Origin of the sequence: Caballeronia sordidicola (assembly GCF_000729995.1) — a bacterium.
Classification (GTDB): domain Bacteria; phylum Pseudomonadota; class Gammaproteobacteria; order Burkholderiales; family Burkholderiaceae; genus Caballeronia; species Caballeronia sordidicola_A.
The window spans coordinates 183401-197288 of record NZ_JNFG01000214.1; the positions used below are offsets into that span (position 1 = coordinate 183401).

Below are 13888 nucleotides of genomic sequence, written 5' to 3' on the forward strand. Positions count from 1 at the left end.
TTCGAGGATGATCCCGTTTGCTTTCGTGCTGTGCGCCTCGACTTGCTATGCAGACTGGGTCATCGTCGATGCGGGTCATACACCTGCTCATCCGGGTGCAACGGGGGCAAGCGGCAGGGTCGAGCATCTTTACAACCTGGATCTGAGCGCGGCAGTTGCGCGCGAGCTTCAGGCCGACGGTGATCGCGTTACACGCACGGGTGCGGACAATCGCGAAATCGCACTAGCCGACAGACCTAATGCCGAACCGGGCGCGAACCTGTTCGTTTCGATTCATCATGACTCGCTCCAGCAGGCGTGGATCGACGCGGGACGACGTCGCGAGTTCAAGGGCTATTCGATTTTTGTGTCCATGCTGAACCCGCATTATCAACAAAGCCTCGCCTGCGCGAAGTCAATTGGCGAAAGGCTGCTCGCGGCTGGCGAAACGCCCTCTCTTTACCATGCCACACCGATCAAAGGCGAAAATCGGCCGCTCATTGACCGGCGACTCGGTATTCACCGTTTCGACGATCTGATCGTGCTCAAGACGGCTCCGATGCCGGCTGTGCTCGTTGAAGCGGGTGTCATCGCCAATCCCGACGAGGAACCACGCCTGCAGAACCCCGCAACGATTGCGAAGATCGCAAATGCAATTTCGGAAGGGGTCGTGGCTTGTCAGCCGTGACGCGCAGGAATATCTCTGCTCAGCCAAGAATTTCAACCAAGAGAAGTGAGCGCGAAGATGAAGAAAATTGCAATAGTCCTGATGGCGGTCGTTTTCCCCCTCGGCGCACACGCCGCGGGCTGTGCCAAGCCCCGTAACGCGTTCGATCAGGTCTACTGTGCGGGCAACTTGTTCTCGCAGGCGGACCGCGATCTGAATCAGGAATACACGGGCCTGCGCAAGCATCTCAATCCAACGCAACAGAGCTCGTTGAAGAATGGCCAGCTCACCTGGATCAAGCAGCGCGATGACCAATGCAGCGAAGAGAAGCCGACCGGCTTCTTCGTCAATCTTGACTGCGCGGTCGACATGACGCAGAAACGCATGGCATTCCTGCAGGAACGCGAACGCGAGTGCACCAGCACCGGCTGCGTCGAGTCGAAGCTCGGAGAGTGAAACTGCGTGATGGATGTCGCAACGCACGGGGGTCGTTTCCCCGCCGTTGCGGCGCAAGGTTTCTATCATAGCGTCGCGGAAATCGCGCTAACGTCCGTTGACGGGAGGTCGCTGCGGATGTCCCTTTGGTCGAACAGTGACTGTGCCTTGCGCGCTTCAGCGTTAGGTTCCGATCGGAGACCAACGCGGTCTCGAATACCGCAGTGTCGTCGATACCGACTTGATATGGTGTCGCGCCCGCTTTCCATGAAAACACTCGATCGACGGACATGTTCGCATACAGCATTGCTGCGAAATCATCTATAGCGATTGACGGCGGAATCGCCCGAGCCTGCTGGGCAACACTACCTCGAACACGCATCCAGCGCTCTCTTGCGAACGGAAGTCTATTTCACCCCCGAGCGATGCGACCAATTCTCGGACTATCGCCAACCCCAGCCCCGTTCCAGGAAAGTCGTCGCCGGCGGCCCGTTCGAATTCCTCGAACACGCGTTCCTTGTCTTCTTCGGCGATTCCCATGCCCGTATCAGTCACCCTAATCCGAAAATGGTGCTTGCCTACAATTGTCATGAAAAGTCCAACCTCTCCGGTCGCTGTGTACTTGGCAGCGTTGCCTAGCAGGTTCAGAGAGATTTGTTTGGTTTTGAGGCGATTCGATGTCGTCGCGCCGAGGAGCGGGTCGAACGTGGTATTGAACTTCAGGCCTTTATCTTCGACCACAGGTTGTATCGCCGCGACGAGGTCGTCGTATAGCTCCCGGAGTTCGAACGTCTCGAGCGTGCCGGGGTCGCGGCTACTTAGTACGCCTGCATAGTCGACCATCTCGTCGGTGAGCAACTTCATGTCCGACACCTGTCGATTGGCAAGCGCAAGCGCCGTCACCATTTTCGAGGGGACTTTCTCGGCGAGCTGAAGCGCGTTCGAGAAGATGTTAAGAAAATTTCGCAGGTCGTGCGTCACGCGCCGCGTGACTTGCAGACGCATCTCATAAAGCTTATCTATGCGGCGTTTGCTGCGACCCAGTTCGTCGTTCGCTCGCTCCAGCTGACCCGTGTACTCGTCGATTTTGTTGTCGCGCTCGCGGAGCACCTCGCGGATGGAACCGAGCGTAACGTAGCTAATGACTTCATCGACAACATATCGGGCTCTTCGTTGGTCCGAAACCTTAAACTGGTCGTCAGTCGCGGCGTATGGCTCAACGGCATCCGTGAGCACCTGTCGAAACAAATCGAGCTCGCGCACGAGCTCGTCCAAGCAATAACCCTGGCGCCAGCGCCATTGCCCGTGTTCCCTGGCGTCTCCTTCAACGGCAACTTGTGCGACGTCCAAGTCTTGGTGCTCCAGCGCCGCGCAAATTTCTTCAAATATGGCGGGGAGATGGTCAGCCAGTTGCATACGGCTGAGTGCATCTGATTTCTCGACGTCGGCATCGCCGCTGACGATTTTCATCCAGCGCGCGACGACACTGTCTTTCTCTCGACGAAGATGATTGGCAAGCAGTCGGAACGGGCGGATGTCAGTCACAAGATATCGCTATGAAGTAGCGTTTGCGCGGCGGGGTGACGCACGCTTCGCCCAGTAAAAATCCCAATACGACGCGCATATTAGGAAGTAATGCCTGCGCCAATCTGCGTAACGTTCTTCACAGTTGCGCGCGAGGTGGTGGTCCAACTGTTGGAAAACCAATGATGCCTCAACCAAAAAGACCTTAAATGAACTGTTGCTGAAACACGGTCGGCAGGCAAGCGCTGCCGCGGCGCCGCGCTAGTGAGCTGGCTTGTTCGAGGCCCGAGCACGTCGCAAAAGCGCTTCTAGACTTGTGGCATCCACCGGTTTCGTCATGTGAGCGTCAAAGCCTGCTTCCATCGCAGCTATCTTGTCCGAGTCGGATGCATAGCCAGTAATGGCAACGAATGTAGTGTTCGCCAGACAGTCAAGGCCACGCATTGCCCTTATGAGCGCGTAGCCGTCCATGTCCGGAAGCCCTATGTCGCTGAGCACAACCTCAGGTCGCCACGCCTTGGCGATGGTGAGCGCTTCGGTCGCGCTATAAGCCACGCGCGCAGTATTGCCCGAGAGCTGCAAGTAGAGCGCAAGCGCGTCCGCCGTATCGTGATTGTCTTCGGCAATCAAAATGGACATGGGCAGGGTCGACGCCGCAACCTCGACGCGCCCGATGGCGGGTATGTCTTGAGGGGTCCCAAGGGGAAGGGTTAGCGTGAACTCGCTTCCGCGCCCGATGCCCTCACTGCGAGCAACGAGCGCCCCGCCGTGCAACTCGGCCAGTTTTCGGGCGAGTGTCAAACCCAGCCCCATTCCTCCCACGGACCGGGCGAGTGGCCGCTTCCCCTGCTTAAAAAGCTGAAATATGGCGTCAATGTCCTCGTGTGCGATTCCAATGCCGTTGTCAGCCACTCGTATGAAAACGTTCAAGTCGTCGCTTTCAGCCGATAGGTGTATTCGCCCGTTGGCCGGCGTGTAGATGGCAGCGTTCTCGATCATGTTCGCTATGACAATTGAGCATTGAGTCGAGTCGGCGGACGCATAGAGTGAAGCGCCGACGGAGGTCGAAACCGTGTGACCCCACTGGACGATTGCCGCGTTGGTAAGCTCCAGGGCGTTCTCAATCAAATCCGTCACGGCGACGGGTTCCGGATTGAGTTGCATGACGCCAGTGACGGCCAGCGAGGTCGATAGCAGGTCGTCGACGATATGGCCCATCTGTCCGACATAGCGGCGGGCAATCTCTCGCGCCCAGGCGCGGTCTGCGTCCGTGGCTTCAAGTCGGTCGAGAATTGCGATGCCCGTTTGAATGGGTGCCATCGGCGCGCGAAGCTCGTGCGCAAGCATTGCGAGAAATTCTTCCTGGTGCTGCTCAGCCTCGTCGAGGCGACGTCGCATTTCCAGCAATTCTGCCGATGCCTGCCGTTTTTCGAGATGCAGCTCGGCGTGTTCCGCCAGAGTTTTCAGTGTCGCTCTCTCGGACTCACTGAGATTCCGGGGCTCATGAGCAATTACGCATAGCGTTCCGAGGGCCATGCCGTCCGACGCCTTCAATACGGCGCCCACATAGAAAACGACGTTGCGCTCACCGACCACCTGAGGATGCGTCCTGAATTCTTCATCGGCGGTCGCATCTGGAATAACGAGAAAATCGTTAGTCAGGAGGGCCTGCGCGCAAAGCGACTCTTCCCGCTTGGTCGACTGGGGCTCCATGCCCCACGCGGACTTACACCACTCTCGGGTTTCGTCGATGAAGTTGAGCAATGCAATCGGTGCCTTCAACAGACTTGCAGCGACCCGGGTAATGGAGTCGAAATGCTCCTCCGCTGGGGTGTCGAGAATCCCGAACGTTTTAAGCGTGCGCAATCGATGAGACTCGTTAAATGGAAAGGCGACGGCCATGGCAGCAAACCGTTCGAGAGGGAGTCACCGAGAACTAGCAAAAATCATTCCGTAGTTGAAAAGTGTCTGTCCGAAAGCAATAGCCGTTGTGCCGCGCCAGCAGGCTAGCCGACGCGTTTTCCACCGTTGCGGCGCGGTGATTGCGATTGATTCAGAGCGCAGATGGACCCGACGCGCGACTCTCTGATTCCCGAAGAAACGAGACTGCCATGCGAGCCTCGACAAAGAGATTGTTGATTTCGGCATTCGTTTCGATTTTTTCCGGCGCAGTTTACGCGCAGGGTGCGGGCGGCGGTGCTGGTGGTACCGCGGAAGGCAACGGTGCTGGACCGGGTGGGAACGGGATGGGGACGCCGAATGTAAGCGGCATCACGGGCTCAACTCCCGGCGCGTCTGGTTCGAGCGCCATCGGGACCACGGCAGGCAGCTCGCCAAAGCAAATGAAAAAGGGAAAGATGGATTCGCCTGCGTCAGGCAGCGGAATTACGAAACCCATTGAAGGTCGTGCTCGGGTGTAGGCCCCCGTTGATGTTCGCATAGAAGCGCCGCGCCAAGGAGGGTTGAACACGTTCATTTTCGCGACCTTGGATATCGCCATCCGGCCCGTGGACTGTGCGCTGGCGCGTCGCGAATAAGAGGCATATCGCATCGGATGCTTAATATCAGACTTGCTGAAGTCATGAAAGTACAGGCCGTTCATCATTTGCCATGCAAAAACTGCACAGCTGCAAGGCAGGCCCGATTGCCGGGCCTGCCGCACTACTTGGTGGTTAGGGCGTCGAGCCGCGCCATGCACCTCGGGCTAGCTGGGCCGCCACGTTTATACCACTGCAGTGCGCGGGGCCGGTCCGGTAGAACGTCCCCAGGCGCCGCGCCGCTCCAACAGTTTTCCCAGTAAAGCCCGAGGGTATGGGCCGCATCTCGCATGCCAAGTTCGAACGCTATCTCGTACTGAGCTTTGGCAAGCTCGAGGTCCACCTCTTCTCCACGCCCCAACCGCACGCTGTCGCCAAGAGCGACGGCAGATAGGCCTTTGAGCTTGTCCGGGGCGTGCTCGTCCTTCAGCACATCCCTCAGCACGCGGTGACCCAACGCGTAGTCGGCCTCTCCACCAGTCCCGCTGAGCAACGATATCGCGTACGCGACCCGTAGGGCTGGGTGTTTGTCGACGCCCACCTGGTCCAGCATCTTGCGCCCGAGATACGCCGCGCCAGGGAGCGCCGACACGAGTAATGCGTTTGCAGTGGAGGCAATGGATTCTAAAGGCGCAAATCCAGCCTTATAGGCTGATAACACGTGTCGATAAAACTTCTCGATGTCGAGCCCCGGGTCGTGCCGAGTCAGTGCCGCCCACTCGCGGTCTATCTGGTTGAACCAACTAACTTCAGCCATGGCAGGTCGCTCTTAAACGAATTCGCCGCCAATGATACGCCCTCCGATTTCGGCCTCGCGTCGTTGCGGCAGGACCGGCTAAACTGGCGTTTAGACGCGCACAGAAACACAATCGGCGAGTTGCGACAATCACCGGAGTTGCTCAGTTCCTACGGTGGTAGCCATCGTGCTGCATGCGAGATCGCCGAACCGGCGTACATTTCAACTGCGAATCGTAGGTTAATTTGCTCTTCGAGAACTGTGCGGGATGCGATGACGCGGCACAGCCACTTCTGCCGAAGCAATCATCGGCAGACTGATACCGAAAACTTCGGACCGGGTTGAGCTATTTTGGCGCGAATTCGCGTTGAACTCACCGAATGTGCCGCTGGGCGTAGAAAGCTGCTGCGTCGGCGTCGCCCGCTACAATCGCCTCATAAAATCAGGCAATGTTCCACGACGTACAGGCGCACCATCACGGTCACCGGCTCATCACATTGGAAAGACCCATGCTGCGAATCCGTAGCCTTCGAGTTACCGCGCAGTTAGCAGACACAGAGATGTGCGCCGAGTACTGAGCACAGACCGGACGTCTTCGCATCCTTAAAGATGACGCTCTCGTGCGCGAGTGGTTTCCGCCAAATTCGTGGATGGCCATTGCGTCAGTCGCCGGCGCCTGGGTGTAGCAACGCGAGCAGTTGCTGCCGTTGCAATTGAGACGAGCCGATGTCATGTGGTTTGCAAGTGAGCGCGTGGTCGTGACCCGAGGGCGTTGATCCCAGTTCGCTCGCTGCCATCAACCATTTTTTCGGCAATCCCATCGCCGAGCCGATGTCTTCGACAACGACGGTGAATGAAAAAAGCCCCTCGGATTTTCGTCGCGAGGGGCGTTATCACTTCAGAGAACTTTTGCTTAAAGCGCGGCGTCCTTCAGCTTCTTCAACGGACGCACCTTGAGCCGCACCGAAGCCGGCTTCGCCGCAAACCATTTGTCTTCACCCGTGAACGGATCCTTGCCGAAGCGCTTCTTCTTGGCCGGCACATCTTGCGCGACCACCTTCAGCAATCCCGGCAGAGTGAACTCCTGCGCGCCCTTCTTGTGAATCGATGCGAGCACCGTTTCTTCGAGGGCCGCCAACAATGCCTTGGCTGCCTTCGGCTCCACGCCCGAGCGCTCGGCCAGGTGAATGGTCAGCGACGCTTTCGTGAACGTATCCTTGATCGGTTTCAAGGGAGCCGCCGCATCTGGCTTCTTTACTGCAGGTGCAGTTGCCTTTTTCGCTACTGGCGCAGCTTTCTTGCTGACAGCCGGTGCTTTTTTCGTAGCGGGCGCTGCCGCTTTCTTGGTAGCGGGAGCAGCAGTTTTCTTCGTAGCGGTTGTTGCCATGAATGCCTCTCTTCTAGTCAAAGGTTGCCCAAGGCCTTTGCCTTTGCGCCGTCACCGACTAACGCAAAGGTACAAATTCTCGGGTTGGGCGCCAGCGTAACAACCCCGACATGAAGACGCAACGTCCTAGACCTTTATTCAAGGGGTTTTTTGCATGAAAGTCACGAAAACGGTGACCTGTACCTCGCTTCATGGAGGCGCTTTCAGTAAAACCCTTCTCCAATCGGGCTCCGGGCATGCTCAAACACGATCGAATCGAAAGACGGCCCTACTCTCGGACGGTTGCTGCTTTGCGAAAAACAGCGCCTCTTCTCGCATGGAGGCGGCGTTATCGGGCGTGCACAAACGACGGCAAAAGCCTCAAATCGCAAAGGACCGTCACCGGTCCAACCGTCATCGTTGGTTGCACCTGCGTAACGCGAAAACCCTATCAGTGCTTTCACACAGCCAACGCTCATGGCATAGTGCGGCCATATCCATTAAGGAGCTCTCAATGCCCACCCTCGAACAGATCCAAGGAAAGATGAAGAAATTGCAGGCGCAAGCGGATACGTTGATTGCAAGAAAGGCACAAGCAGCGGTCGACCAAATTCGAAAAATTATGCTGACGCACGGGTTGACCACCGTCGACATCGAAGTTAAAGCAAAGGCGAAGCGCGAAGCCAAAGCGGCGAATGGGAGCACGCCAAACATCAAGGCGAAGGTTGCCCGTAGTCTAAAAGGCGGCACCCCCCCGAAGTATCAACATCCTAAGACAGGCGCCACCTGGACCGGCCACGGTCGCGCGCCGGCGTGGATTGCGGATGCAAAAGACCGCACCAAGTTCCTGATTGTGAGTGGTACGGACGCCGTTCGCGCGGCGAGCGTGAGCCCTGTGCGCAAGACCAAGAAAGCCTCAGTAGCTGCAGGCGCACCAGCTTCCAAGGGACAGCGTAAAGGACCGCAGCCGGCAAAATACCTCGACCCGAAGACAGGAGCCACATGGAGCGGACGTGGTCCGGCGCCCTCGTGGCTTGCAGCAGCGAAGGACCGAACGAGGTTTCTCGTTGACGGTGCCAACAGCAGTTCAGCGGAATCGGGTAGCGCGAAGCTTGCTCGCAAAAACACTCCGGCCAGGAAGGTAGCTGCGAAGAAAGCGGTAGCTTCGAAGCCAGCTGCGAAGAAGGCTATGACGGCGAAGACTGTGAGTAAGAGAATTGTGGTGAATGCGACGCAGAAGGCACCCGCAAAAAAGGCGTCGACGAAAAAGACGCCGCCAAAGAGCAAGGCCGTGAGCGGCCCGTCGGCAGTTGTCGAAACTAGTGTCGGCTCAACGACCTGAATGTGATCGCCCGGTTTGACCAGCGACTGCTTGCCACGCCGGGCGAACGAAGAACACGACGTCTTATTGGCGTGAAAAAAAGATCCGGCGCCAATCCTTTCATCGAAGCAGTGTCTAAATTTTCTTCGGCAGTGGGGACTTGCTCGCCCCACCAACGATGGCCGCTCAGCCCAACTACACCGCGATGCGCCTGAACCTATCCGTTCGAGTCCGCGTGGTCCCGACTTTCGACGTTTCTGACGCTTCACCGTCTAAGCTAGCAGCAACACACGGAAGTGCTGTCGGCATTGCGCCCGACCACTGCAAACGTCCCATTGATCTGCGCTTTCCCCTATTCCGTCGAAGTCCCCAATCTCGTGAGAACCCTGAAGGTTCCCCGCCGATCTTCAAAGCGCAATATGTTTGAGGAGCAGCCACGAAGTCATACTCGATTCCGCCAGTTCATCTTTACACCTCTGACAATCTTGCGCTGAGTCTGGATTTCACGCGACATTGTTCCAGTTTGCGGCATTCACGTATTGTCTGGTCCATCATCGCACCCTGCGTGACACCTCTGGATTCGATCAAAACCAGCCTCCGCAATTCCGTGTCGAGACCTCGTTCGGTGGCCTTATTAGGCCGATCATCCCCTGCTCGATTACGCCGATCCTTGACGGCCGGCGTCGCTCCGTCCAATCAATCCCGGACGGTAGGCGTCGATGGCATAATTGGTTTTCACTTGAACAGCCGCCGGCTCCCGATTTCAAGCATGCAACTCGATATTTTTGCTGACAGCCGCGATGTGATGCTGCGCAACGATGTCCTGAGCGCGCTGCAACGCTACGACGCGCACGAGACACAGCAGACCCTTCGGCGGCTGAGTGACGAGTACCCCGATGACGACAGCGTTCCCCAACTGACCGTACTGGCCGACGCGCTCGATCTGCGGTCAACCGTCGCGCTCTCCAATCATCAAGTCGCGGCTGAAGCACGGTGTGCTCTCGTTGAAAAAACTACGCCGGCCGCCCTGCGCATGTGGGGCGAGCATGCGGGCAGCAGATGGCTTCTGCCCCTATGGCGGGAACTGGCGAAGCGCGCGAGTTCGCTGCCCTTCCGAGCCGATTCGATCGACACCCATGCAGCAGCGCTATGGCTCAAGGCAGGCGGTTGGTCGGATGCGCGCGACGCGATCCTTACTATCGAATCATGGCGTCGCATTCCTGCTCCGCTAGCATGGATGGCCGAAGCCTCCTACCGGCTCGACGCGCTGGAGCAAACCTGGCCCCTCCTGGCGGAACTCGCATGGCTCGCGCCGGATCGCTGTACCGGGCTTGTCGAACGAATTTGTGACAAGCCGTTGGATTCGTTGCTCAAGAAGTTCTACGCGAGCTTTGAAGGCGCCGGTGATATCACGGATATCGCTTGGTTCCCCGCCTGGGTTTTGATCGAGAAACCCGCTCTTGCGCGCCTTCTGATCGCGACGCAGCCCTCAACGCAGGCGAGTCCGGAACGCGCGATGCGACTGCTGCTTGAATTGCTCAACCTTGAGCGACAAGGCCGCCACTACGACGTTTTGGATTACCGCAAGAGGCTTCAGGGCTTGCACGCCTCGCTCTACTTGTCCTACATGAGCACTCGCTGATTGAAAACTCCCACGATCGGAAGTAGCCCCCGCAAGTGGGCATTCGCCTCCCACTTTCGACGTCAGGCTTTCAGTTGGCGCTCAGCGCTGCCGATTCAACGTCTGAAGGAAGCGGGAACAGAAATCAAGCGCGCGGCGCGCACGGACCCTCTTCTTGCGGCCGACGGCGCTGTTCTGCTTCTCGAAAAGCTCTCGCCCGCGCTGGAGCAAGTCAATAGCTCCTCCGGCGCACTGGGAAGCGCGGTGAATCGCGCCATCGACGTACTCGTCCCGATCATCGCCGCGCCAGACGTGACAGGATCTCTGCGCGAAGCATGGCTTGAGCGGTTATTCGATGCGCTGCAAGAAGATCGGATGCCGTACATCGGACACTTAGGCGACCTTTGGAGCCAGTTATGCGTGACACCGTCAATCGCCTCGGCTTGGGCAGAGCGGCTTTTGGGGACCACCACACGCGTGTTAGGCCCTGATGGCTACGGCGAGTTCTTTACCGGCACGACTGCTTGCCTGAGCGCGCTCTACGGCGCTCAACGCTACGACGAATTGATCCGACTGGTGGACAGCGCGCGCTTCAACTGGTGGCACTATCGTCGCTGCAGAGTCGATGCGTTGATGGCGCAAGGCCTGCCAGCCGAAGCACTCCGCTATGCACCGGCTTCATAGGAATCCAATGTGCCACTTGGCGCGGTCGCGAAAGCCTCTGAGGCGATCCTCTTGCAGTCCGGAATGATCGATGAGGCTTATTCGTGGCCACAAGCAGCCGGTTCGATCCTGTGATCAAACCAGCTCCGAGCCGGATGATACGATAAAGCGCAAATGCTACGTCTCTACCGAGGGGTTAGGTAAGCATGAAATGCACTTCCAGAGCAAAACTACCTGAATCGTTGCAGGTTGGTACGTCACGGTGGATAGACGGCGAGGTCGAGCGCTACCTGCTTACAGGCGAATATGACGCCTTTTTCGGCGGGTGGCCTGGCTCGGATTTTGTTGACGCCGCCACACAGGCTACCCAACGGCTGCGGAGGGCTCTCTTGTCGGAAACTATGGGCCGTTCAGCCGGCGTTCAGTTTTCGCCCTGTGTTCCAAATGACCTGTATGCATGGAGCAGCTACAGATTGCGGCCGATGGTGTATGGACTATTCGATGCAAACGAGCGCGCAGCCGTCCTACACCTGCTGGCAAATAGCATTGTGTTCCTCACGCCTACAACCACACTAAAGGCCCTCCAGACTGAGCGCTGGCTATCTACAGCGTGGGATGTGGCGAACATATACTTGGAGAGCCTGGAGCTACCAACGCTCTCTTTGCAGGCGTGCAACATCGTCGGTTTGAGCCAGGAGACGACCTGCTACGTTTCGATGGCGTACTTCCGGGAGAGCGACCCTTTCGCTGACTTCGTCGTTCACGAGGCAGCGCATGTTTTTCATAATTGCAGAAGGTCCACCGCCGGTTTAGGCCACCGGCCTCGCAGCGACTATCTTCTCGATATCGACTTTCGCATGCGTGAGACCTTTGCATGGGCATGCGAAGCCTGGAGCCGAATAAGTTCGATAGCACGTAGTCGTAGCGATAGAGAAGCCCTGCTTAAACAGCACGCGGAGCATGGACTTCCAAGCGACGACAGGGTCGATCACAGCGAATATCTTGATATTCTCGCCGAGGCTGTTAGAGCGCGAAACGGTTGGCAGAAAATTCTGTCGCGCTGTACCGTAAAACGGCGGACCAATCATGTAAGTCTGGATGGCTAATTGTTCACCCCGCAACCGCCATGTATGCGAAACGAACGCCGTGATGTTCGCAGAATCGACTTAGGAGCAAGTCAGATGGGCGCAACAACCTACGTTTATACGATCTCATATGTCGCGAAGATGTTGGGCGAACCGCAGGCGTGGCTGGAAGAATTGGCGCTTATGAATCTGGAGCCGGAGGATGGTTGCCTAGGCGTGATTGACCACATGAACGCCGAAGGTGATGAACTGGTTGCAGTGACCGCATTCACGACCGCTGGCATCGAAGCTTTGAAGGAGTTGGTCGCTGATATACAGCGGAATTAAAGAGAATTCAGTGCAGTCGCCCTAAATCGTTACCCGTCAAGAGATGGGCAGTAAGCGTCACTCGCGCGCCCGGCTTGAAATGTCCGTCGCATCGCGCAGCTTCGGTCCCTGTGTCTCCCTCGCTTCTCCAGCAGGCAGAAAAAACAGATTTAGGCTCAACCGTTCGAGCCCATGGGAGGGAGAGGACCGCCTCCGCAGTTAAGGTAAATCGGCGGTCCTTTCAGCTTTTTTCAGCGATCAGAAATCGACAATCGAACGCTTCTTGCCGACCCACTCCGGCCCTTCGGCACGGTGCGAAACCAACGGCTGCTTGCCGAGGCGGCCGTTGGTGGATTTTTATCGGGAGACGGGCGGTCAGGTCTTCGCCACCGCTCGGATTGTCGACCGGCGTCGCAACGGTACTGTCCCGATGAGGTCGAGCCTTAGACCGGACTGGAGGCGGGCCGCCCTTCCAGCACGGCGGCAACATTGTCGAGCGCCGCAAAGCCCATCTGGTCGCGGGTCTCGATCGTTGCGCTAGCCATATGGGGCGTCAGGAACACATTGTCGAGTTCACCGAAGCGCTTGTCGACATTGGGCTCGTTCCGGTACACGTCCAGACCCGCGCCGAACAGATGACCCGAAGTCAGGGCGTCATAAAGCGCATCTTCGTCCACCAGGCCGCCACGCGCCGCGTTGATAAAAATCGCGCCGGCGGGGAGGAGTCCAAACTCTCTTTTCTTCATGAGCGGGACGCTTCCACCTGGCACGTGCAGCGTGAGCACCTGGCAGTGCGGCAGCATTTCGTCGAGAGTGGCAAAGAAGGTCGCGCCATTTTCCAGCAACGGGGCCGCACGGTGCATGTCCGTGTAGATCACGCGCATGCCGAATCCCTGCGCGCGCTTAGCGACTGCGCGCCCAATACGCCCGAATCCGACGATGCCGAGCGTCTTGCCATTCACTCGCATACCCAACATCTCGGTCATGCCGAACGATTTGCCCCATCCGTTGCGCATGATCCGTTCGTATTCCGAAGCACGACGGGACGCAGCCAGCAAGAGCAGCATGGAGAAATCGGCCGTGCACTCGGTCAACGCATCGGGCGCGTTCGTGACGATGATTCCCCTTTCACGGGCCGCCGCAACATCCATGTGATCGAAGCCCGCGCTCGCGTTCGCAATGATCTTGACCGTCGAGGGCAGCGCGGCAATGTGTTCCGCCTGCAGGCCGGATTTTTTCCCGATGAGTACGGCCGGCACGTCGTGCTTCTTGCAGAAGTCGACGACAGACCACGAGTCCATATCGGACTCGGTCACGAAGGCATGAAATTCGGCCACGGCGCGATTCGCCACGGCCGTGGGAACCTTTCGCGCAATCAACAGGCTGGTGCGTTTATCTTCCGACATGGTTTTTCCTTTGGTAGGCAGACGTCGAGAGACTACGAAACCGCAGACCGGACCGTCAATGTTGATTGGATGAATCAACTCCTCGGTGATGATTGCCCCCTTATTGTTCACGGCGCCTGCGCGTTGCGATTCGCTTCCGTCTTGCCCCTCTTCCATCTCGCTCGCGGCAACACGCGCATCAGGAAAACCCTGATGCGATCCCAATGGCGAGGGCCTCAGATGTTGATTCAATGAATCAAGAT

12 protein-coding genes and 1 pseudogene are annotated in these 13888 nt (G+C 57.8%); 7 read left to right on the forward strand and 6 right to left on the reverse strand.

The features are described from left to right. Positions 1-7: 7 nt before the first annotated feature. Both FH08_RS0145400 and FH08_RS0145405 read left to right on the forward strand, forming a co-directional pair. Entirely contained in the window at positions 8-667 is a 660-nt protein-coding gene (locus FH08_RS0145400) for an N-acetylmuramoyl-L-alanine amidase family protein (protein ID WP_235210731.1), read from the forward strand. Positions 668-724: 57 nt separating this feature from the next. After that, positions 725-1102: a lysozyme inhibitor LprI family protein gene (locus FH08_RS0145405; RefSeq protein WP_031364723.1), complete on the forward strand. Its 378-nt coding sequence runs from the start codon at positions 725-727 to the stop codon at positions 1100-1102. A gap of 300 nt (positions 1103-1402) precedes the next feature. Here the strand turns inward: FH08_RS0145405 and FH08_RS0145410 are convergent, their stop codons facing one another. From FH08_RS0145410 to FH08_RS0145430, 5 genes and pseudogenes are all read right to left on the reverse strand, one after another. Beyond that, positions 1403-2626: a sensor histidine kinase gene (locus FH08_RS0145410; RefSeq protein ID WP_035568905.1), complete on the reverse strand. Its 1224-nt coding sequence runs from the start codon at positions 2624-2626 to the stop codon at positions 1403-1405. Positions 2627-2866: 240 nt separating this feature from the next. Continuing rightward, positions 2867-4471 carry an ATP-binding protein gene (locus FH08_RS0145415; RefSeq protein WP_160172567.1) on the reverse strand — a complete coding sequence of 535 codons (1605 nt, stop codon included), beginning with the start codon at positions 4469-4471 and terminating at the stop codon, positions 2867-2869. Between the two features lie 795 nt (positions 4472-5266). Then, positions 5267-5899, reverse strand: coding sequence for a hypothetical protein (locus FH08_RS0145425; protein ID WP_031364727.1), 633 nt, complete (start codon positions 5897-5899; stop codon positions 5267-5269). A gap of 352 nt (positions 5900-6251) precedes the next feature. Next, a pseudogene (locus tag FH08_RS53895) lies at positions 6252-6351 on the reverse strand (GntR family transcriptional regulator); the annotation flags it as partial. A gap of 440 nt (positions 6352-6791) precedes the next feature. Continuing rightward, the gene (locus FH08_RS0145430; protein ID WP_031364728.1) at positions 6792-7265 is read right to left on the reverse strand and encodes an HU family DNA-binding protein; all 474 of its coding nucleotides are present in this window, start codon (positions 7263-7265) and stop codon (positions 6792-6794) included. Positions 7266-7758: 493 nt separating this feature from the next. Between FH08_RS0145430 and FH08_RS0145435 the strand changes: the two genes are divergently transcribed. The 5 genes from FH08_RS0145435 (at position 7759) to FH08_RS0145455 (ending at position 12261) form a co-directional block, all read left to right on the forward strand. After that, entirely contained in the window at positions 7759-8586 is an 828-nt protein-coding gene (locus tag FH08_RS0145435; RefSeq protein ID WP_031364729.1) for an H-NS family nucleoid-associated regulatory protein, read from the forward strand. Between the two features lie 748 nt (positions 8587-9334). Then, positions 9335-10207 (forward strand): hypothetical protein, encoded by an 873-nt coding sequence (locus tag FH08_RS0145440; RefSeq protein ID WP_031364730.1) that lies wholly within the window; start codon positions 9335-9337, stop codon positions 10205-10207. Continuing rightward, complete coding sequence (locus FH08_RS49120; RefSeq protein WP_051889020.1) at positions 10208-10870, forward strand: hypothetical protein; 663 nt, start codon at positions 10208-10210, stop codon at positions 10868-10870. A 185-nt stretch (positions 10871-11055) separates the two neighbouring features. Further along, positions 11056-11955 carry a hypothetical protein gene (locus FH08_RS0145450; RefSeq protein WP_031364731.1) on the forward strand — a complete coding sequence of 300 codons (900 nt, stop codon included), beginning with the start codon at positions 11056-11058 and terminating at the stop codon, positions 11953-11955. A gap of 75 nt (positions 11956-12030) precedes the next feature. Further along, positions 12031-12261, forward strand: coding sequence for a hypothetical protein (locus FH08_RS0145455; RefSeq protein WP_031364732.1), 231 nt, complete (start codon positions 12031-12033; stop codon positions 12259-12261). A gap of 422 nt (positions 12262-12683) precedes the next feature. Here FH08_RS0145455 and FH08_RS0145460 read toward each other — a convergent pair whose 3' ends face one another. Next, positions 12684-13646 (reverse strand): 2-hydroxyacid dehydrogenase, encoded by a 963-nt coding sequence (locus FH08_RS0145460; RefSeq protein ID WP_031364733.1) that lies wholly within the window; start codon positions 13644-13646, stop codon positions 12684-12686. Positions 13647-13888: the final 242 nt, after the last annotated feature.

Bases quoted from the DNA above. Each gene is read 5' to 3' on its own strand.
- FH08_RS0145400 (WP_235210731.1), top strand. From the start codon at position 8: ATGATCCCGTTTGCTTTCGTGCTGTGCGCCTCGACTTGCTATGCAGAC.
- FH08_RS0145455 (WP_031364732.1), top strand. From the start codon at position 12,031: ATGGGCGCAACAACCTACGTTTATACGATCTCATATGTCGCGAAGATG.
- FH08_RS0145450 (WP_031364731.1), top strand. From the start codon at position 11,056: ATGAAATGCACTTCCAGAGCAAAACTACCTGAATCGTTGCAGGTTGGT.
- FH08_RS0145405 (WP_031364723.1), top strand. From the start codon at position 725: ATGAAGAAAATTGCAATAGTCCTGATGGCGGTCGTTTTCCCCCTCGGC.
- FH08_RS0145460 (WP_031364733.1), bottom strand. From the start codon at position 13,646: ATGTCGGAAGATAAACGCACCAGCCTGTTGATTGCGCGAAAGGTTCCC.
- FH08_RS0145430 (WP_031364728.1), bottom strand. From the start codon at position 7,265: ATGGCAACAACCGCTACGAAGAAAACTGCTGCTCCCGCTACCAAGAAA.
- FH08_RS0145425 (WP_031364727.1), bottom strand. From the start codon at position 5,899: ATGGCTGAAGTTAGTTGGTTCAACCAGATAGACCGCGAGTGGGCGGCA.
- FH08_RS0145440 (WP_031364730.1), top strand. From the start codon at position 9,335: ATGCAACTCGATATTTTTGCTGACAGCCGCGATGTGATGCTGCGCAAC.
- FH08_RS0145435 (WP_031364729.1), top strand. From the start codon at position 7,759: ATGCCCACCCTCGAACAGATCCAAGGAAAGATGAAGAAATTGCAGGCG.